Genomic DNA, 19820 nt, shown 5'->3' on the forward strand with positions numbered 1-19820 from the left:
GGTGCCTCAGTGTAGCAACGGAACAATTACGCACGCAACAGCCCAGTTCCAGATTCTGGAGAATCCGCGCACGCAGAGGGGCGGACGACGGGCGGTTTTAAAGAGCTTTTGACAGAATCAACAGGATTGACCGGATTCAAAGTCCAAAGCGCCCCGCGCGCCCCTTGTATTCATGTTCTAATCGTGTTGATCCTGTTAATCCTGTCAAAACTCTTTAGCGCCGCCTGACAGGTTCTGCTTCAGCTTATTAAATCTCATAATTGAATGATCGATACCAAGCCACCGTGCGGTCCGGGCGGTCGCCGGTACCGGGCTCGATTCGGAACGACCGAGTTCACCTTGACACCCGCGGGCCGAACTTGCGAACATCCCACCCGTGGGGGGAGCGGAACGGAATCTCGCCCGGTCCAGGGACGGATGGGGGTCGCATGTCGGCGCTACTTTCGAGCTTGCTTGCGCGCATCGGGGATAAGACCGCAACGGTCGGAATCATCGGGCTCGGCTACGTCGGGCTGCCCCTCGCCCGCGCGTTCTCGAACGCGGGGTTCCGCGTCCTCGGCTTCGATATCGACACGGCGAAGGTTCAGAAGCTGAACGCCGGCAAGTCGTTCATCAAGCAGATCCCGGACACAACCGTCGCGGAAATGCGCGGTAAGGGGTTCGAGGCCACCGACCGGTTCGAGCGTTTGGACGAGCCGGACGCGATCCTGATCTGCGTCCCGACCCCGCTCACCGAGGCGCGTGAGCCCGATCTCACCTACGTGGTGAACTCCGCGAACGCGATCGCCGGCCGGCTGCGCCCCGGTCAACTCGTGATCCTCGAAAGCACTACCTACCCGAGCACCACGCGGAACGTGATGCTCCCGGTGCTGGAGCGGACCGGGCTGACGGCCGGCGCCGACTTCTTCGTGGCGTTCAGCCCCGAGCGCGAGGACCCGGGCAACCCGACCCACTCCGTCAGCCACATCCCGAAGGTGGTCGGCGGGCTGGACGACGGCAGCGGCGACGCGGCCTGCGCACTGTACACCGCGATCGTGCCGAAAGTGGTCCGGGTCTCGACGCCCGAAGTCGCCGAGGCGTGCAAGATCCTGGAGAACACCTACCGCGCAATCAACATCGCGCTGGTGAACGAGATGAAGGTGCTCTACGACCGCATGGGCATCGACGTGTGGGAGGTCATCGACGCCGCGAAGACGAAGCCGTTCGGGTTCCAGGCCTTCTACCCCGGCCCCGGCCTGGGCGGGCACTGCATCCCGCTCGACCCGTTCTACCTGAGCTGGATCGCCCGGCACCACGGCATGACCACCCGGTTCATCGAGCTGGCCGGCGAGGTCAACACCGCGATGCCCGGGTACGTGATTACCAAGGTGGCCGACGCGCTCAACGACGCCGGGAAGGCGGTCCGCGGGAGCAAGGTCGCGCTGCTCGGGATGGCGTACAAGAAGGACATCGATGACCCGCGCGAGTCGCCCAGCTTCGAGCTGCTCGACCTGCTGCTGAAGAAGGGCGCGGGCGTCACCTACAACGACCCGCACATCCCGTCTCTCCCGCGGATGCGGCACTGGCCGCACCTGGAGCCGATGCAGAGCCAGCCGCTCACCCCCGAGTACCTCGCGGCGCAGGACTGCGTGCTGATCGCCACCGATCACACCGCCTACGACTACGACTTCATCGTGAAGCACAGCAAACTCGTGATCGACACCCGTAACGCCACCAAAACCGTGAGCAGCGGGCGCGAGAAGGTCGTACGGGCCTGACAGACGAATTCGGTCGTGGCCGTTCTCGCGGCCCGGCGCCATGAGGTCAGCACGTTACGACGCGCTGACCTCACGGCGTTTCGGGTCCGGTCCGTTCTCCGCACCACTTCTGATCGCAGTTCCGCCTCACTCACACGGAACGCCACGGCTCCCGATACCACCGCTCGACTTAACCATCGGCGTACCGAACTGTTGCGCAGGCGACCGCCAACCGATGGCTCTCTTCACCCATCGCGGCTACGGTATCGGAAATCGTTCAGGAATTTCCGACTCCGGCCCCCACCACCGGGCACTGCCCTGCGATATGAACGCTCCGCTTTCCCGAATGGTCGCCAACTTCGCCCCGGTACAGCCCGACAGGGATCTACTCGCACGGTTCGTCCACGACCGCGACGAGGCCGCCTTCACCGCCCTGGTCCACCGCCACGGGCCGATGGTGTACGGCGTCTGCCGCCGGCTCCTCGGTAACTGCGCCGACGCCGACGACGCGTTCCAGGCGGTGTTCCTCGTTCTGGCAAACCGGGCCGGCGCTCTCGCCCAGCGGCCGGCTCTGGGCGGCTGGCTGTACGAGGTGGCCGTGCGGGTGGCGAAGAAGGCCCGCACCACCTTCGAGCGCCTCCGGCGGCACGAGCGGCGGGCGGCCGAAGGCCGTATGGAACACGTGTTCGACCCGGCCCCGGACGACTCGGCCGAGTGGCTGGACCGGGAGCTGGCGGCGCTCCCCGAGCGGCTCCGCGAGCCGGTCGTGCAGTGTCTCATCCGGGAGCGACCGCGGGCCGAAGTGGCGGCCGAACTCGGCATCCCCGAAGGCACCCTGGCGAGCCGTCTGGACGCCGCCCGGAAGCGACTGGCAGAGCGATTGGCCCGGCACCGCGTACCGCTGGCGCTCGGCGGGCTGCTGGCGTCGGTGCCATCGTCCCTGACCGCGGCGACGACGAAACGGGTCGCCGACGGAAGCGGATCGGCGATCCACCAACTCGCGCAGGAGGTCACGAAAACGATGTCTCTGAGCATGAAACGGGCTGCGCCCGCCGTACTGGCCGTCGCGGCGGCAGTCGGCGGCCTGCTGCTCGCAACCGACCGGAGCGCCCCACCGAGTTCTCCGCCCGGCGACACGCTGGTCGTCCGCCGAGCCGCGCCCGTGTCAGCCGAACCGGCGTGGCTGGCGACGTTCCGCAAGCGGTACGCGCTGAAGGACGGGGAGTACGTCAAGCGGGTCGCGCCGCCGTACGTCGACGAGCGCAAGGAGTACATGTACCGCGTGTGGTATCCGGAGAAGCAAACGCCCGAGGACGAGGCCAAGGCGCGGGAGATATTGGACCGCGACCAACTGACTTTGGCCCTGTTCCTCAACTTCGATGGCGCCCGGGTCACGACGCGAACCAGCGTGTCGGCCCCGGGTCTGTGTGATATCCCGGAGCGCGAACGGGACGGCAAAATGCTGAGCGTCTGGGATACGGTGGCGTACGTCACCGAGTGGGAGCACCCCGAAATCGCGATCGACCCGAAATCCAGCGACCATCCACTGCTGTCCCGCAAAGATCACACGAGCGTGACACGGTCCGTCAGCGGCGATTTCGTGATCCGAAAGGGCGCGCCGATTGAAAAGGTGGTGCGCCAGCTCGAGCGCATCTTCCGTGACGAGTGCAAACTCGACGTCCGATTGACCCTCAAAGAAGAAGAGCAGACGGTGTTCGTGGTCGGTGGGACGTTCAAGCCGAAGCCGCCCGAGTGGCGGCCGAAAAAGGAACTGGACTTTTACGCGGCTGAAGATGGGTTGAACAAGGAGTACGACCACTTCGGGGGCAACAACAAAAACTCGAAGGCGCGGAACTGGCAAACGGTCAACACGTCACTCGACATCGGCACGCCCGCGGCACTGGTGCGGTCCGTCGGAAACCGCCTCGGCACGCGGATGGTGTGGGACGGGCCGCTCCCGACCGAGTTCCGCGTTTCGTGGCACCAGCACACCTTCCGGACCCCAACGAAAGAGCAGGAGGCGCTCGACCGCGACCCCGAGAAGGTGCTGCCCGTTGTGACCGCACAAACCGGTCTGACATTCAGGAAAGACAAGCGCCGTGTCCAGGTGCTGTACCTGAGCGCACCGGCGCCACAGTGAGCCATCCGTCCACGCAACCGGTATGCGTTTGGAGAAGGCCGATACCGCGCGGGTGTCGGCGGAAGCAACCCGACACAACCGAAGAACGACCTCTCACGCTCGGGCGCCATTGTCTGGCGCCCGTTGTTCATTTCCCCGAGGCGCGCACGCCCGGCCGAGATCGTCTCGCCCGCGGCCCGCCCGACACCGCTCGGAAAATTCGGCCGTCGCTGTTAGGTCCGGGGCGGTCGGACCGAACAGATGTCGTTCCCGCGGCAGCCGCCGCAACACACTTCACACGGTGACGACGATGATGACCTCTCTCCGCAACCTGTTCGCCGCCGCCCCGACCGCCCGCCGGGCCAACCTCGGTCTCGAGGACCTGGGCGACCGCACCATGCTCTCGGTCACAACCGGCACCATCGCCAACGGCATCACCTGGCGATTCGACTACAACGAGCAGACCAAAGTCGGCACGTTCACGGTGAACGGCACGAACGCCGCCGAGCAGATCTACCTGACCGAGCGGTTACTCAACGCCGACCCCGGCGACCCGAATGCCGGCGAGACCCGGCCGGTGGGGGTGGACGTGGTGCTCGGCGGCGGGAACTTTCAGGGCGGCTCGCCCGACTTCGCCCCCGGCAGCACCATCACCGTCGAGGTGAATGCCAGAGGCGGAAACGACACGGTGGTCAACGCCACCCGGTTCGGCGGCACCCTCAACGGCGGGGATGGGAACGACACCCTGACCGTGGTGGCCACCAACACCGCGGTGAACCAACTGCTCGGCGGGGCGGGGAACGACACCCTGACCGGCGGGTCGGGCAACGAGCTGCTCGTCGGCGGCCTGGGGAACGACCTCATCAGCGGCGGCAACGGGAACGACGACCTGTGGGGCGACGACCGGGTGGGGTCGAACGGGGTGTTCGTGAGCAGCGGCAGCGGCACCGACATTCTGCTCGGCAACATGGGTAACGACACGCTCCGCGGCGGCGGGGGTGACGACCAGCTCTGGGGCGACCACGCCCAGAAGCAGATGGTGAACGGCCAGCTCCAGTGGGTCAGCCTGGACAGCGGCGGCAACGACCAGTTGTTCGGCGAGGCGGGCAACGACACCCTGGTCGGCGGGTGGGGGAACGACACGCTGAGCGGCGGGGCCGGGAACGACTGGCTGTTCGGCGGTAAGGGGAACGACGCGCTGAGCGGGGGCGACGACCGCGACTACCTGTTCGGCGGGGACGGGAGCGACTCGCTCGACGGCGGGGCCATGACGGACTACATCCGGGTCGGCGGGTACAACGACCCGTTCTGGGGCGTGGACGAGTTCTACCTCCCGCACGGGGTGAACGGGAACGACGAGGACACCGAAACCACGGTACGAGGGTGACGCGCCGGGGGCGTCCCCCGGGTCTGCCCACCGGTTCGCGCCTGATTCACGGCTAAGTTGCTCGTGCCCGGTTTGGGCTGATGCCTTTGTGGCACGGACATTCCTGCCCGTGCCACAATAACATGCATTACCAGTCGAATCGTGAGTGAGAAAAGCGCGGACGTAGCGGTACGTGGGACACGCGAGGCGGTACACTCGCTGAGGGACGGCTCGCCCGCCACTCGCTCCAGGGTGTCACATGTACCGCGCGATCGGATTGCTGAAGCCCGATACGGATTTCACCGTCGCCGAGGCCGAGCAGCGGCTCGCGCAGGCGTTTCCGGGGTTCACCATCAACCGAACGGCCGACCGCGTTGACGTGGCCCGGGGGGACTGGTGGATCGCACTGGCCCGCGCCGCCGACGAACGGGTCGCTCAGGAGATCGAAGGGCTGGCCGGGCACATCGCGGGCGTCGAGCCCGACGAGGCCGCGGCATACGTCGCCGCCGGGGCTCGCGTCGAAGTGTGGACCGACGTGCCGGACCCGCTCATGGAACACTTCAACGATTACCTCAAGGTGATCGAGGTGCTGAAGAGCTTTAAGGGGCTCCTGGCCGTCGATCCCAAAGAGCGCGGCGTGCTGTAAGCCGCCCGGAGTTGGCCCCGCCGCCGCCTCTGTTATCATGGCGGCATGTCGCACGCCGCGTTCCTCAGCGCCATCACCGACTCCCCGGACGATGACACCGCCCGGCTCGTTTACGCCGATTTCCTGGACGAGCAGGGCAGTCCCGGCGAGAAGGACCGCGCCGAGTTCATCCGAACGCAGGTTCGGCTGGGTACGCTGGGCGAGACCGACCCGGAACGCACGGCACTTGAGGACCGCGAGAACGAACTGCTCCGCAAGTACGAGCGGGTGTGGATAGGGCCGCTGCACGATCGGCTCGCCCGGGGACTCGCCCGCTGGCGGTTCGAGCGCGGTTTTTTGACCACCGTACAGGTCACCGCCGCGGCGCTCGCCAACCGGGGGGCGGCGCTGTTCGAAGCTCATCCGGTCAGCCGGGTGCGGCTGCTTGAAGTCGGGACGGGGGCAGAACGGTCGCTCGCCCGGGCGCGCTGGTGGTCCCACGTCCGCGATCTCGACACGGGCCGCACCGCGCCGACGTTCGCCCGGCTCGAAGCCCTGCTCCGGGCGCCGCACCTCACCCGGCTCCGCGCGTTCGGGTTCGACACGAGCGTGGAGAACGGGCCGAACCCGATCCTACCCGACCTGCTCGCAACCAGCCCCGCGACCGCCAACCTCGAAGAGCTGCACGTCCGGGACCGGCGCCGCGACCCGGCCGAACTGCTCCCGTTCCTGAACGGCTCCCGGGTACGGGTGCTCAAGCTCAGCCAAAACGCGCTGACACAAGAGGGTTTGCGCGCGCTGCTCACGTCCCCGTTCGCCGCGGGGGACGTGCGCGTCCACCTCGAAGGCCCGCGCCTCGGGCCGGAGCTGTGGCCGGCATTCACGGCCAAGAAGGCACGACCGGTCGTCGAGCGGATCGGCTTCGGCACCCGCACACAGCCCGCGGCGCTCGACCTGACGACCTTGCTTTCCAGCCCCGCCGCGGCCAACCTGACCGCACTGGACCTGGGCGAAACGAAGCTCAGCGGGGCCGCCATACGCGAACTCGCGGCGACCGACTTCCTGGCACGCGCCACCGAGCTGCGGCTGACGCGCTGTTACGTGGGCGTGAAGGGCATGGCGGCTCTCGCGGCGGCGCCGGCTCCGAACCTGCGCAAGCTCGCTCTGGGGGAGACGGAGCTCAAGGCCCGCGGCGTGTTCAAACTGTGCGAAGCGCCGTGGGCCGACGCGCTCACCGAACTCGACCTGATGCGTAACGCGATCGACGACGACGCACTCGCGGACATGGCCGGCTCCGGGCGGTTCACCAACCTCCGGCACCTCGACCTCCGGGTGAACAGCCCGGACCTCGAAAGGTGTACAGTCGCGATCGGCGACCGAGGGGTCATGGCGCTCGCGGCGGCACCGAACTTCGCCCGGCTGCGGTCCCTGAACCTCTACCGCACGCGCGTGACGGCGCGCGGCGTCGAGGCGCTGCTGAGCAGCCCGCACTTACGGCTCGCGGGCCTGGAACTCGGCGGGTACGATCTCGGGAGCGATCTCCCCGCGGTGCTCGCGCGGTCGCCGGCGCTGGCTCGGCTCACCGCCCTCTCGCTGTCGTTCACGCCCTCGCTCGGCGGGGACGCCCTGCTGCCGTTGGCCGAGTCGCCGCACCTGTCGCCGCTGTGCCGGCTCGACGTGCGGTACTGCCACGTGAGCGATCGCGTCGCCGCCGCGCTGGCCGCCCGACTGGGGCGCCGGCTCGAGAACCACCCCACGGTCGAGACCTGGTAACCATGTCCACCGAAGCCGCCCTGCTCCGCGCGATCCGCGACCAGCCCGACGAGGACACGCCGCGGCTCGTCTACGCCGACTTCCTCGAAGAAGACGGGCACGGGGCGCGAGCGGAGTTCATTCGTCTCCAGGTGGAACGGGCGCGACTCCCCGACGGCGCCCCCCAGCGCGGCCCGCTTGAGGACCGCGAACACGAGTTGCTCGGCGAGTACGAGTGCGACTGGCTCGGGGTGCCGCCGGACGACACGGCCGAACTCACGGAGTGGGAGTTCGAGCGCGGGTTCGTTCACGAGGTCGCCGCCAGCCCGGTGTTCATGAACGGTCCGGGCGCCGACCTGTGCGCCGCCCACCCGGTGCGCCGCTGGCGGGTGACCTCCGGCGACCTGGGAACCAACTTCCCCGCGGACCTGCGCGAGGCCGGGCAGCGCGGCTGGTTCGCGCGGCTCGAAGCCGTGGACCTGACCGGCTGGTACCCGGACCTCGGCGAGATCAGCGGGTTCCTCGCGCGGTCGGCCTTCGACCGGCTCCGCGAACTGGACCTGACCGGCCGTGGGCCGCTCGACCCGCTCCCGGAGGTGCTGGAGTTCGCCCCGTTCCGCGACCGGCTGAAGGCGCTGCGGTGCGGCGCGGCCGGGTACGAGGGCGGCCGGCTCGACGCGGCCGAGTTCGCCCGGGCGATGGGCTCGGCGTGCCGGCTCGACGAGTTCGCGGCGGTCGCGGCACAGTTGACCGCCGACGACCTGCGCGCCCTGCTGTCCGCACCGGCACTGATGGCGCTGACCGCGCTCGACGTTCGCGACAACCCGATCGCGGCCGACGGCTGGGAGGCGTTCCGCGCTGCACCGTTCCGGCTCCGCGAACTCGACATCTCGGGCACCCAACTCGGGGGAGCACTGGGGCGGCTGCTCGGGTGCGCCGCGCTCCGCGACCTTCACCGGCTGCACATGAACCGGGCCGGCCTTGCAGCGGGCGATGTTGAGGAACTCGCCGCGTCGCGGTTCTGGACACAGGCGGAGGAGCTGCGCCTGCAACAGGGCGCCTGGGCGAACAACAACGATTACGACGAAGCCGGCGAGCCCGCAGGCCCCGTGTCGCTCGAAGCCCTGTTCAGCCGCCCGGGGCCGCCCCACCTGCGCGTTCTCGACATCGCGGGCAACGCCATCCGCAACGCCGGCGCGGCCCGGCTCTGCGCCGCCCCCTGGGTCGAGTCCCTCACGTACCTCGATCTGTCGCAGAACTACCTTTCGGACGAGTCGCTGCGAAACATTGCTGGGAGCGGGCGGTTCACCCGGCTGCACACCCTGCACCTGAACGGAAACAGTGTGTACCACCAGGCCGGGGCCGAACCGGGCGAATCGATCACCGACGCCGGGTTGCGCGCCCTGGCGGAGTGCCCGGCCCTCGCGAACCTCCGGGTGCTCTCCCTCAGCGGTACGCGAATCACTGCGGCCGGGATCGAGGCGCTGCTGCACTCACCGCACTGGCGCCTGAGCGGGCTGCGCCTGTCTCACTGCCAGCTCCGCCCGGACGCGGTTGAAGTCCTGGCCGCGGCCCCGCAACTCGCCCGGCTCCAGGTGCTCGACATCGGCACCAACGACGACATCCGGGTGTCGGACCTCGCACCACTGGCCGAGTCGGAGTACCTGTCTCCACAAACCGAACTGGACATCCGCGGGCTGTACGCCGGCGACTCGAAGGTGCGCGCCGAGCTCGCGGACCGGCTCGGGCAGCGACTGAGCTCGTGATCTTACCCTGGTTCGCGCAGAGCAGTGTGATACGCGGGTCGTCATCCGCGCGTGGTGGGTTTGTGGGCTCGGCCAGTTGTTCGTTGCGGGCGCGGGCGGTAACGTCCGCAGCAATTTGTCGGAGGTCACCTTCCCGAGCGGCACGCGCTGGTCAGACGCTACGACGGAGACAAAGCACCTCATGATTTTTCCGCCCCCAGTATAAGCGCAGCTCGAATCAGTCGTCCACGATCTCCTCTTTAACGAAACCTCGTTTTCCTTGTTCGGTCCAATGAAAGGCGATTTTCCTGACTTGTACAGGCGTGCCGACAGTATATCCTTTCGCAGGTTCACTTCCCCGCCCGGTTCGTTCGGGTCGCCCCGGTCCGACCTGTGACGAGACCTTGAGACGTTGTCGTGTCAAACACTCCGTCGCACCCGGATTTCGTCCCGACCGTCTTGATTGTCGATGACGACGACGATAACCGCCTGTCGCTGACCTGGCTCCTTGAGATCGCCGGGTTCAAGACGGTCGAGGCCGCGACCGGTCCCGACGCGCTGCTCATGGCCCGCGGGGGCGTGGATCTGGTGCTGCTTGACGTGGTCCTGCCGGGGCTCGACGGCCACGAGGTGTGCCGCCAGCTCCGGGCCGACCCGGCCACCGCGGGGCTCCCGGTGGTGCTCCTGTCCGGTCACGCCGCGGAGCCCGCGGAGCGTGCCGCCGGGTTGGAGAACGGGGCCGACGTGTACCTGACCAAACCGGCCGACCCGGTGACGCTCACGGCACAGTGTCGGACCCTCATCCGGGCCCGCCGGGCGGAGCAGGCGCTGCGCGACAGCGAGCGCCAGTACCGGTTGCTGTTCGAGGCCAACCCGCACCCGATGTGGGTGTACGAGCCTTCGACCCTGCGGTTCCTCGCGGTCAACGACATGGCGGTCGAGCGGTACGGGTACTCGCGGGCCGAGTTCCTGGGTATGACGCTGGCCGACATCCGCCCGGCCGAGGACGTGCCGGAGTTGCTCAACGCGGTCAAGAAGCCGCCCCCGCTCGACGCGACCGGCCGGGTGTGGCCGCACGTCCGAAAGGACGGCACCGTCCGCGAGGTGGAGATCGCCGCGCACGACATCGTGTACGACGGGCGCCCGGCCCGGCTGGTGCTGGCCCTCGACGTGACCGAGCGGCGCCGGCTGGAGGCGCAGTTGCGGCAGTCCCAGAAGATGGAAGCCGTGGGCCGGTTGGCGGGCGGGGTGGCCCACGACTTCAACAACCTGCTCACCGTCATTAACGGGTACACCGACCTGCTGCTCAAGGGCGCCGCACTCGACGCGGGCACCCGGGACTCCCTTCAGGAGGTTTACGCCGCCGGGAAGCGGGCCGCGGGGCTGACCCGGCAGTTGCTCGTGTTCAGCCGGCGGTCGGTGGCGGTCGCGTGCCGGGTCGACCTGAACGACGTGGTGCGCGGGCTGGTGCCGATGCTCGGCCGGTTGATCGGCGAGGACATCGAGCTGACCGTCCGGGCCGCGGGCGGGCTGTGGCCGATCCGCGCCGACACCGGGCTCATCGAGCAGGTGGTGGTGAACCTGTGCGTGAACGCCCGGGACGCGATGCCCCGCGGCGGGCGGCTGACGGTCGAGACGTGGAACGCCGTGTTGAGCGGCGAGCGCGCCGGAGAGTACGCCGTGCTGGCGGTCCGAGACACCGGCACGGGCATCGCGGCCGACGTGCTGCCGCACATCTTCGAGCCGTTCTTCACCACCAAAGGCCCGGATCGCGGAACGGGACTCGGGCTGTCCACCGTTCAGGGCATCGTCCATCAGTTCGGCGGTCACCTCGGGGTCGACAGCGAACTCGGGAAAGGAACCACATTCCGGGTGCAGTTGCCTCGTGGGGAAGCGCCGGAGGCGCCTCGGTTGCCCGTATTGCCCCTTCGCCCGGCCGATCGCGCCGCAACCGTGCTGATCGCCGAGGACGACGCGACGGTGCGTGCCCTGGCCGCACGTGTGCTTCGACAGGCCGGGTACACGGTTCTGGAAGCCGGGCGCGGGGAGGAAGCCCTACGACTGGCCAGGGACCATATTGGCACGGTGGACTTACTCCTGACGGACGTGGTCATGCCGGGTGTCGGTGGGCACGAACTGGTCGAGCGGCTCTGGCGCACAAACCCGAACATCCGGGTTCTCTTCACAAGCGGGTACATGGACGACGCTGTGGTGCGGCACGGCGTTGAAACCGCCAAGGTGAACTTCCTTCAGAAGCCGTACACCCCGGCGTCTCTGGCTCACACGGTTCACGAGGTTCTGAATCGTCCAGTGAGGTAAATGCGGTACGCTTTTTTCATCTCGGCCAACCTTCGACGCGGTGGAACCGTCGTTGGTGGGGTGGTGAATGCCGAAGCTGTTACTGGCCGAAGAGAATGCGGCAGTTCGTAAGCTCGCGACTCGGGTCCTTGCACACGCGGGGTACCAAATCACTGCGGTCGCAAACAGGGCCGCGGCGCTTGCCGCTTTACTCCGCTCACCTCCGGACTGTGTTGCCGCCATTCTCAACCAAGGGGCACGCGGGCTCACCGGAACAGAAGTGATCGCACGCATTCGTTCCGTGCATCCGGCTTTACCAATTCTCCTCATCAGCGGAGGCCTGGAGCCACCCCTGGACAGTCACACTCGGTTCCTGGGCAAGCCGTTCATACCAGACAAACTCGTCTGGGAGGTGGCTTGGTTGCTGGCCCACTCGGCCATCTCGTGAAGCAGCACGCCAAAAAGATCTCGGCTCGAAAGGGACGCGTGCCAAGCTTGTGTGCAGGCACGCTACCCCTTGCACACGGAACGAGCATTCGGTCCTTGGCGGCAACTAAGCTATGGAAAATGAAATACGCGGAATGCCTTCAGTACAAACGACTTACATCTTTTTCGTTACCGTTTGTGACGAATTGGCGCGAGGTGTGCTTTAGTTATTACCATCGAAGCGGTTCGGTCAGCAGAACGGTGGGAGAGGCGTGCTGCTGAACGGATCGTCATCGAAGCAAAACACACTACCCGGGCGTGCGACAGTGGGGAGAGGCTGTCATATGTCCGGGTAGTGCCGTTTTTGGCGGTGAGAGTTCCAATCTCATTCGGTTATTCTCCAGGCGAGAGAGTGCTTGCCGGAAGATTGTGGACCCGAGCGACTTCCTGCCAGTCTCGCGATTCCTTTTGCTGCGGTGGCAATAGCCGTCAGGCATTGCACGAATAAACGAACATTTTCAATTACAAAATATACACAACAAGTCCTTCTGCTCTGATACATGAACCCGCAATGGGTGTCGCTTTTGTCGACGAGCCGCGACCGCCAGGGAGCGGTGCCACGTACCCCGCTCCCTGGCGGTCGCGGCTCGTCAAGAAAAGCGACACTCCCACCGGGCACGTGTATGAGGTGACGCCTGCTCGGCGGAGCAGATTCCCGAGCCCACGCAGTTTCACCGCTCGCTCGCCCCAGTTCCCACCCAAATCCGGTTGAACAGCGCGCACGCTGGTCGGGACCCGGCCACCGCACCCCGGCGGTACGGCGAAGTGGGGCGCACCGCCCGGCCAGACTGTTCGTCCGATGTCTCGGCTCTAAGATGTCAAGCGATTCGCCGAACTTCCAAAGGGAACACACTTCATGGCCACATCCATCACGCGCCTGTACGGGCTCGGTCTGACGCCGGGCAAGCTCCGCGGGCTGCAGCGCATCAGCAACCCGAACGGCACGCTGAGCATGGTCGCCACCGACCAGAACAGCTCGATGATCAAAATGATGAAGGCGGCCACCGGCAAGGAGCCGACCTACGACGAGATCGCCGACGCGAAGGTGATGCTGTCCCGCGCGCTGGCCCCGCACTGCTCCGGGCTCCTCGTGGACGGCTACTACGGGTACGCCAGCACGGTGGCGGCGCACGCCGTCCCGCCGGGCACCGGCATCCTGATCCGGGTCGAAAAGTCCGGCGCCGACAAGAACGCCGCCGGCGCGCCGTGCGGCGAGGTGGAGCCGGGTTGGGGCGTCCACAAGATCAAGCGCTGCGGCGCCGACGCGGTGAAGCTGCTGGCCCAGTTCGAGCCCACCGAGTTCGACAGCGCCGAGAAGAACTTCGAGTTCACCCGCCAGATGTACGAGCAGTGCATCGAGCACGACATCCTGTTCCTGCTGGAGCCGATCCACTTCCCGTTCAACGGCGAAAAGGAAGGCGCGGACAGCCAGAAGGCCCGCAAGGCCCAGACGGTGATCGACTCCGCCAAGTACCTGAGCCGGTACTGCGACATCTATAAGGCCGAGTTCCCCGGCACGTTCGGGGTCGAGTCGGACGCCCAACTGGTGGACAACCTGAAGCGGCTCAACGACGCCTGCGCCAAGCCGTGGGTGCTGCTGTCCGCCGGCGTGGACTACGACAAGTACAAGAAGCAAGTCGAGATGGCGATGAAGGCGGGCGCCAGCGGCATCCTCGGCGGCCGCGCGTTCTGGAAAGAGTTCTTCACCTACGCGAACCCGGCCGACCGGCAGAAGTTCGCCGAAACCGAGTGCGTGCGCCGGGTGAAGGAGACCGACGAGATCGTCCGCACCGGCACCCCGTGGTTCGCCAAGTACGGCATCACCACGGAAGACCTGCACGGCATCCGCACGGCCGAGGGGTGGCACGCCCGCTACGGCGGCGGCACCGCCGTCAAGGGGACCGGCCCGGTCGACCCGAACGCGGTGTATTGATCCTCGCTAGCACCGGGCGCACACAACGGGTGTGAACGTCCGGCTCGCGGATCAATCGAACCACTCGTCCGCGGGGTTGAACGCGGGCAGGGCGAACACGATCGTTTTCAGGCCGTGTTCGCTTGTAACGCGGTGCCGGGTGCGGGGCTCGATCCAGACCACGGTCCCCGGCCCCACCTCGTGCCACTCGCCGTTCAATTCCATCTTGCCCTGCCCTTCCAGAATGTAGTACACCTCGGTCGTGTCGCGGTGGTAGTGCCGGGTGGCGTCCGCGATGGTGGTGACGTGGAGCGAGCACGGGGCGCCGTCGGCACCGGTCAGGATGCGCGTGCTGACCCCGCACGGGCACGGCACGTTCGGCGCCTCGCTCTGCTTCTTGATGACGTAACCCGTCGCCGTTGCGGGCATGGTGGTTCTCCGCGGATTGAGAACACCTTACCCGCAGCAGCCACCGAGTTCGAGAGGACACCGACCCGTGCCGCGAGCTTTGTTCTTAATCTCCGTACTGTTCGGTGCGTTCGGGTGCGGCTCGGAACCGCCGTCCGTCGGCTCGCCGGCGCCCGCAAGTTCCGCCCCGGCTCTTGAGGGCGGCGCAGGTTTCCGGCACGGCGAGTCCGGCGGAATCATCGGCTCGGTCACCTGGACCGGGGCGATACCGGTTGTCGAACCGGTCGCGGACGTGCGCCCCCGTCCGGACGGCACCGGGTACACCCGCCGCGTCCTCTCGCACCCTTACGCCCCGCGAATCGATCGCGCGAGTTACGCGCTCCTGGGCGCCGTCGTGTATTTGCGGAACGTTGATCCCGCTCGCGCGAAGCCGTGGGCCGCGGCGCCGGTGCGGGTGGAATTTCGCGACGCGCAGATCGTTGTGACTCCCGAAGGCGGCGAGCCGGGCCGGGTGGGGTTCGTGCGCCGCGGCGCCGCCGTGAGTTTCCGGTCCGCAGACCCGGTGTTCAACACGCTGCGGGGGCGCGGGGCCGCGTTCTTCGCGATCCCCTTCCCGGACCCGGACCAGGCGCTTGAGCGCACCTTCGATGCCCCCGGCCGCATCGAACTCACGAGCGCGTCGGGGTACCACTGGCAGGCGGCCGACCTGTTCGTCTGCGAGCACTCGTACTTCACCCTCTCGGGGCCGGACGGCCGGTTCGAGCTGTCACACGTGCCGGAAGGAACTTACGAACTCGTCGCCTGGCACCCCAACTGGAACACGGTGGCACACGAGCGCAACCCGGAATCCGGGCTCGTTCAACGGGTCCGCTACGCCCCGCCGCTGGAAACGGTGCGCACGGTCACGGTGACGAGAGGCCAAAGCGCGTTCGCCCCGGTCAACCTCTCGCCTCCCAAATGATGCCGGGCCACACTGGTACGCGAACCGGCTGTTGGTGTCCGTTTTGGTTTTGTCTTCGTGGCACAGACCTTCCTGTCTGTGCGGGGCGAGAAGGCTGCACAGACAGGAAGGTCTGTGCCACAAGAAACAGACACAACCAGCCGGACCGTGAATGAGTGAGCCGGCACGCGACGGTTGTGTTTCGACCTGGATCTATGTCAGTGACTCGAACCGCGCTCGCACGGCCTTGGCGGCTAGAAATCCGTGGAGCAACAGCCCGCCCAGGCTCGCGAACCCCAGAACGGATTCCCACGAGTTCAGCTCCTCCGCGCGCGAGCGTAACAGTTGAAGTGAGCGGTCCAGGACGTTCGCGGAGTTCTGCAGCCCTTTCTCGGTGGCCGCAGTTTGCTCTTCAGTCATGTTCGCCTTACGAGCCCGGAACTCGGCCGCCCACGTGTCGTGCGACTCGGCACGCGTTTGGAGCATGGCGAACTGATGAATGAGGTCGAACCGTTCAAACCGTTCGTATGCGAACAGGCCGAGGATGAGTGCCGACGCCCCGGCGCCCAAGAGCCGGAACCGGCCGGCGGGGATCTGGAAAACCGACGCCAAGTGAACCGCCACCAAGAACACGAACACCGCCGCCGGAGCGGCGCGCCGGTCCGTACCCGCGACCGCCGAGGCGACCAGCGCCAGCACCACGACCATCAGCACCGTGCAGACCGCGGACAGGCATTTCTGCTGTCGGTCCAGCAGCACCCGGCCGTCGCGGTCGAACAGGAGCAGCATGTTAATGATGTGCTTCGCGAACCACGTGGCGGCCACGAACGCGGCGTAGGCGAAAATCAGGACCGCAAAGAACGGCTCCGCGGCCGGAACCTGCTCGCCCAGTTCCGCGAGCGCCCGCACGACCACGACCATTCCGATAATGAGGCCGAACTGCATACGCGGCGAAAACCGCGACAGCATCAAGAAGAACTGTAACACCCGCCGGTAAAACCAGTTCTTGGCCCGAAGGGCTTCCAGCAGACCCGCCTTCGCCCACTCGGAATTCGGGTCCAGACGCAGCGCCTCGCGGAAGTGGTCAACGGCCTTTCGCGGTTCGTTCTCGTGCAGCAGCGTCCAGCCGCGGTTGGCGTGGGTGTAGGCGTCCTCGGGGTGCTTCTCCAGCGTGCCTTCCAGCGTGTGGGCGGCTTCGTCGTGGCGGCCGAGCTTCGTCAGCGCGACGGCGCGGTGGTTCAGACACACGTCGTCGTCGGGGTCGATCGCCAACCCCTCGTCCGCCGCCCGCAGGGCCGCTCTCCAGTCGTAACGCCCGATCTCGATGGCGGCGAGCTGGCCGAAGTACCCGGCGGCCCAACTGTTCAACTCGATCGCGCGGCGGATGGCCGCCTCGGCTCCGTCGAGGTTGCCGCACTTCGATTCGACCAAACTGAGTGCGAAGTGGGCTCGGGAGTCGTTCGGGGCCAGTTCGACCGCGCGGCGCGCCGCGTCCCCGGCGCCCGGTCGGTCCAGCGTGAAATGGCACAGCGCCGCGAGGATGTAACCCTCGGGGTCTTCGGGGTCGTCGCCGATCCGGGCCGTGATTTCGTTGCTGGCCAGGTCGTACCGCTTCTGCTCCATCAGAATGCGGGCGCGGGCGAACCGATCCGTTTGCATGATTCACTTTCGGAGGTATTTCAGGATGTCGTCGTACTGCCCGCCCTGGTTCGCGAACGTCGCGTAGTTCCGCGCGGTCGAAAACCACTCCTTCGTGGACGGTTTTACCTGCGGCACGGCCGCCAGTAGGTCTTTTGTGGTCAGCGGCTTCGGGACGCCGCTCGTGATCGCTTCCCGCAGCTTGGCCTCGACGGCCAAATCGATAACCGCCTTGAGATCCGCGCCGGAAAACTGATCGGCCTTCTTTGCTACCTGCTCGAAGTCGATCGACTGTTGGGGCTTGCCCGTAGTGAGGACGCGCAGGATCGACGCCCGTGCCGGAAGGTCCGGCGGTGGCACGAAGAGAATGCGGTCGAACCGGCCGGGGCGGCGGAACGCGGGGTCGAGGTGCCACGGCGCGTTGGTGGCGGCGAGAATAAGGACGCCCTCGTTCGACGTGGTCGCGCCGTCCAGTTCCGAAAGGAACTGGTTAATGATCATCCGCCCCGAACTCTGGCGCAGGTCGCTGCGGTTGGCCGCGAGGGCGTCCACCTCGTCGAAAAATAACACGCAGGGGCGGTTCCGCCGGGCCTCGTCGAACAGCGCGTGCAGGTTCTTTTCGCTCGAACCGAGCCACATATCCAGCACGTCCTCGATCCCGACGGCAATGAACGACGCGTTCACCTCGCCGGCGGTGGCGCGGGCAAGGTGGGTCTTACCGCACCCGGGCGGACCGTACATCAGAATCCCGCCGCCGATCGCCTTGCCATAAGCCGCATAGAGCTCGGGGTGTTTCAGCGGGTGGATGATCTTGAGCTGGATCTCCTCCTTGATCGCGTCCATGCCGCCGACATCGCCGAACCGCACCTTGGGTTTCTCTAACCGGGCCGACACGTCGGCCGCTTCTTCGACATCACCGACGGCGAGACGGCCGTCCGAAACTTCACTCTCATCGGGGGACTGATCGATGCCGAGCCGGGAGGCGAACTCCGCGTCCACAGCGTCCGGGTCCATCTCGACCCCGAGCTTGTACCGGGCAACCGCCCGCTCGATGTCCCCCTCACGGAGCCACAGTTTTGCCAGGAGTACGTGAGCCTCTGCCGGCGCCTGCGGGTCGCGCACGAGGCTTTCCAGCACGACGAACGCCTGACTCGTTTGGCCCTGCTGGTGGTACAGCCGCGCCAGACCGAGCCGGGCCGTCAGATCCTGTGCGTGGGTGGCGAGGACGGCGCGGTACTCGGCCTCGGCTTCGGCGAAACGACCCAGCCCCGCGAACGCTTCAGCGAGGTGTTTGCGGAGCGGAAGGTTGTCGGGACTGAGTTGGACGGCCGCGATGAGCCCTGCCAGCGGATCGGGTGTTGCCATGAAGCGTACTCTCGCGGGCGGGTGTGGCGGAGCGCAATCGATTTCCCCGGTACTTTTCAACTTAGGGGTGGTGACGGATGAGTGGGAACGGTCATTTTCGGCGGTGCGTGTTCCGGCGAGGCGAATCGACTCGATGCCGCGGGTTCTTCCTCGTATGGGGACCGCAACGAATGTCGTGCTCCGTGGTGCCGCCGCATCAGCGGCGCGGCGCTGTAACGGGGGTTACAGCGCCGCCCCTGGCACCGACTGGACATCAGGTGGACAGTCGCTACCGTCCGGGTGGTCGGGAACGGGTCATTCGCTGGGGCATCGCTACCACCGAATCTCGCGCTCCGCGTCGCGGGTGCACTTTCAGCCCTCACCACTTGATCCGCCACAAGGTATTCCCCTCTCGTTGTTTACAGCAGAATCAACCGTTCCTGCCGGTTTGACTTGCCGGAGGAAAGCACTACTAAAGGCCACTCGGTCCGGCAGCACGAACTTCTGGAAGTGCTACCGGGCAAGTTCAGTGGCCGATTTAACGGTCTTTACGGGATCTAGCGGGCGTTTCCTGCTACGACCGAGTTGGCGGCAGAGCACGTGAATCTGCGGGCGGTTTCCGGCACCGCGCTTCACAATTCCCTCAAAAGAGTTGCTTTCCCCGAGCGGCCTGTCGAGAATACCCGCAGAGCGAAGGACAGTCTCCATGTTCATCTTCCCCGCGATCGACCTGTTGAACGGCCGAGCCGTGCGACTCCGGCAGGGCGACTACTCGCGCGAAACGGTCTTCTCGGACGACCCCGCCGCCGTGGCCCGTAAGTGGGTCGAACTCGGCGCGGATCGAATCCACGTTGTTGATCTCGACGGGGCTAAAGCCGGTAAACCGGTAAACGGCACCGTTATTCAGTCCATCGTGAGCGCCGCCGGCGTTCCCGTTCAGCTCGGCGGCGGCCTGCGAACCGATCAGGATCTCGAAACCGTTTTCGGTTGGGGGGTGCGCTGGGCCGTACTCGGCACCCGCGCGCTTCAAGCCCCCGACTGGACCCGCGCCGTTGCGAACCGGTACCCGGAGCGCATTGTCCTGGGGGTGGACGCGAAAGGCGGGTACGTTGCCACCGAGGGGTGGCTCGAAGTGTCGCGCACCAAGGCGACGGACCTCGCGAGGCAGGTCAGTGACGCCCCGCTCGCGGCCGTGGTGTACACGGACATCGCGAAGGACGGCATGATGAGCGGCCCCAACTTCGAGGCGCTCGTCGAGATGAAGAACGCGACCCCGCTCCCGGTGATCGCCAGCGGCGGGGTGTGCGAACTGGGCCACGTCCGCCGGTTGATCGACGAAGGGATTCCGGGCTGCATCATCGGCCGGGCGCTGTACGAAGGGACTCTCGATCTCGCAGCCGCTCTTTCCTTGAGTCGAAAGTCCGAAAGTCCCAAGTCATAAAGTCGAAACC

At 66.7% G+C, this 19820-nt stretch carries 14 protein-coding genes; 11 read left to right on the forward strand and 3 right to left on the reverse strand.

The window, feature by feature from the left end:
- Window positions 1-428 precede the first annotated feature (428 nt).
- From GobsT_RS19565 to GobsT_RS19605, 9 genes are all read left to right on the forward strand, one after another.
- Window positions 429-1757, forward strand: coding sequence for a nucleotide sugar dehydrogenase (locus GobsT_RS19565; protein ID WP_010037398.1), 1329 nt, complete (start codon window positions 429-431; stop codon window positions 1755-1757).
- A gap of 304 nt (window positions 1758-2061) precedes the next feature.
- Window positions 2062-3876, forward strand: a complete 1815-nt coding sequence (locus GobsT_RS19570) for an RNA polymerase sigma factor (protein WP_157506629.1) — start codon at window positions 2062-2064, stop codon at window positions 3874-3876.
- A gap of 289 nt (window positions 3877-4165) precedes the next feature.
- Complete coding sequence (locus GobsT_RS19575) at window positions 4166-5242, forward strand: calcium-binding protein (protein ID WP_050790240.1); 1077 nt, start codon at window positions 4166-4168, stop codon at window positions 5240-5242.
- Between the two features lie 238 nt (window positions 5243-5480).
- On the forward strand, window positions 5481-5867 hold the full coding sequence (locus tag GobsT_RS19580) for a hypothetical protein (RefSeq protein ID WP_010037410.1): 387 nt from the start codon (window positions 5481-5483) through the stop codon (window positions 5865-5867).
- A gap of 45 nt (window positions 5868-5912) precedes the next feature.
- Window positions 5913-7619, forward strand: a complete 1707-nt coding sequence (locus tag GobsT_RS19585; RefSeq protein ID WP_010037416.1) for a TIGR02996 domain-containing protein — start codon at window positions 5913-5915, stop codon at window positions 7617-7619.
- A gap of 2 nt (window positions 7620-7621) precedes the next feature.
- A complete protein-coding gene (locus GobsT_RS19590; protein WP_010037418.1) occupies window positions 7622-9364 on the forward strand; it encodes a TIGR02996 domain-containing protein in 1743 nt (580 codons plus the stop codon).
- A gap of 396 nt (window positions 9365-9760) precedes the next feature.
- A complete protein-coding gene (locus GobsT_RS19595; RefSeq protein WP_010037424.1) occupies window positions 9761-11662 on the forward strand; it encodes a response regulator in 1902 nt (633 codons plus the stop codon).
- A 67-nt stretch (window positions 11663-11729) separates the two neighbouring features.
- Window positions 11730-12089: a response regulator gene (locus GobsT_RS41120; RefSeq protein WP_071529259.1), complete on the forward strand. Its 360-nt coding sequence runs from the start codon at window positions 11730-11732 to the stop codon at window positions 12087-12089.
- Between the two features lie 894 nt (window positions 12090-12983).
- Window positions 12984-14060 (forward strand): tagatose 1,6-diphosphate aldolase, encoded by a 1077-nt coding sequence (locus GobsT_RS19605; protein WP_010044977.1) that lies wholly within the window; start codon window positions 12984-12986, stop codon window positions 14058-14060.
- Window positions 14061-14111: 51 nt separating this feature from the next.
- Here GobsT_RS19605 and GobsT_RS19610 read toward each other — a convergent pair whose 3' ends face one another.
- A complete protein-coding gene (locus GobsT_RS19610; protein WP_010044978.1) occupies window positions 14112-14468 on the reverse strand; it encodes a cupin domain-containing protein in 357 nt (118 codons plus the stop codon).
- A 67-nt stretch (window positions 14469-14535) separates the two neighbouring features.
- Between GobsT_RS19610 and GobsT_RS19615 the strand changes: the two genes are divergently transcribed.
- Window positions 14536-15408 carry a hypothetical protein gene (locus GobsT_RS19615; protein ID WP_148087808.1) on the forward strand — a complete coding sequence of 291 codons (873 nt, stop codon included), beginning with the start codon at window positions 14536-14538 and terminating at the stop codon, window positions 15406-15408.
- 192 nt (window positions 15409-15600) lie between these two features.
- Here the strand turns inward: GobsT_RS19615 and GobsT_RS19620 are convergent, their stop codons facing one another.
- Together GobsT_RS19620 and GobsT_RS19625 are read right to left on the reverse strand one after the other, a co-directional pair.
- Window positions 15601-17046: a tetratricopeptide repeat protein gene (locus GobsT_RS19620; RefSeq protein WP_010044984.1), complete on the reverse strand. Its 1446-nt coding sequence runs from the start codon at window positions 17044-17046 to the stop codon at window positions 15601-15603.
- 3 nt (window positions 17047-17049) lie between these two features.
- Entirely contained in the window at window positions 17050-18390 is a 1341-nt protein-coding gene (locus tag GobsT_RS19625; RefSeq protein ID WP_010044986.1) for an ATP-binding protein, read from the reverse strand.
- Between the two features lie 685 nt (window positions 18391-19075).
- Between GobsT_RS19625 and hisA the strand changes: the two genes are divergently transcribed.
- Window positions 19076-19810 carry a 1-(5-phosphoribosyl)-5-[(5-phosphoribosylamino)methylideneamino]imidazole-4-carboxamide isomerase gene (gene hisA, locus GobsT_RS19630; protein WP_010044988.1) on the forward strand — a complete coding sequence of 245 codons (735 nt, stop codon included), beginning with the start codon at window positions 19076-19078 and terminating at the stop codon, window positions 19808-19810.
- Window positions 19811-19820 lie beyond the last annotated feature (10 nt).

The organism is Gemmata obscuriglobus (assembly GCF_008065095.1).
In the GTDB taxonomy this organism is placed as follows: domain Bacteria; phylum Planctomycetota; class Planctomycetia; order Gemmatales; family Gemmataceae; genus Gemmata; species Gemmata obscuriglobus.

Coding starts and splice junctions, on each gene's coding strand:
- hisA (WP_010044988.1), top strand. CDS start 19,076: ATGTTCATCTTCCCCGCGATCGACCTGTTGAACGGCCGAGCCGTGCGA.
- GobsT_RS41120 (WP_071529259.1), top strand. CDS start 11,730: ATGCCGAAGCTGTTACTGGCCGAAGAGAATGCGGCAGTTCGTAAGCTC.
- GobsT_RS19565 (WP_010037398.1), top strand. CDS start 429: ATGTCGGCGCTACTTTCGAGCTTGCTTGCGCGCATCGGGGATAAGACC.
- GobsT_RS19575 (WP_050790240.1), top strand. CDS start 4,166: ATGATGACCTCTCTCCGCAACCTGTTCGCCGCCGCCCCGACCGCCCGC.
- GobsT_RS19625 (WP_010044986.1), bottom strand. CDS start 18,390: ATGGCAACACCCGATCCGCTGGCAGGGCTCATCGCGGCCGTCCAACTC.
- GobsT_RS19570 (WP_157506629.1), top strand. CDS start 2,062: ATGAACGCTCCGCTTTCCCGAATGGTCGCCAACTTCGCCCCGGTACAG.
- GobsT_RS19610 (WP_010044978.1), bottom strand. CDS start 14,468: ATGCCCGCAACGGCGACGGGTTACGTCATCAAGAAGCAGAGCGAGGCG.
- GobsT_RS19620 (WP_010044984.1), bottom strand. CDS start 17,046: ATGCAAACGGATCGGTTCGCCCGCGCCCGCATTCTGATGGAGCAGAAG.
- GobsT_RS19585 (WP_010037416.1), top strand. CDS start 5,913: ATGTCGCACGCCGCGTTCCTCAGCGCCATCACCGACTCCCCGGACGAT.
- GobsT_RS19590 (WP_010037418.1), top strand. CDS start 7,622: ATGTCCACCGAAGCCGCCCTGCTCCGCGCGATCCGCGACCAGCCCGAC.
- GobsT_RS19580 (WP_010037410.1), top strand. CDS start 5,481: ATGTACCGCGCGATCGGATTGCTGAAGCCCGATACGGATTTCACCGTC.
- GobsT_RS19605 (WP_010044977.1), top strand. CDS start 12,984: ATGGCCACATCCATCACGCGCCTGTACGGGCTCGGTCTGACGCCGGGC.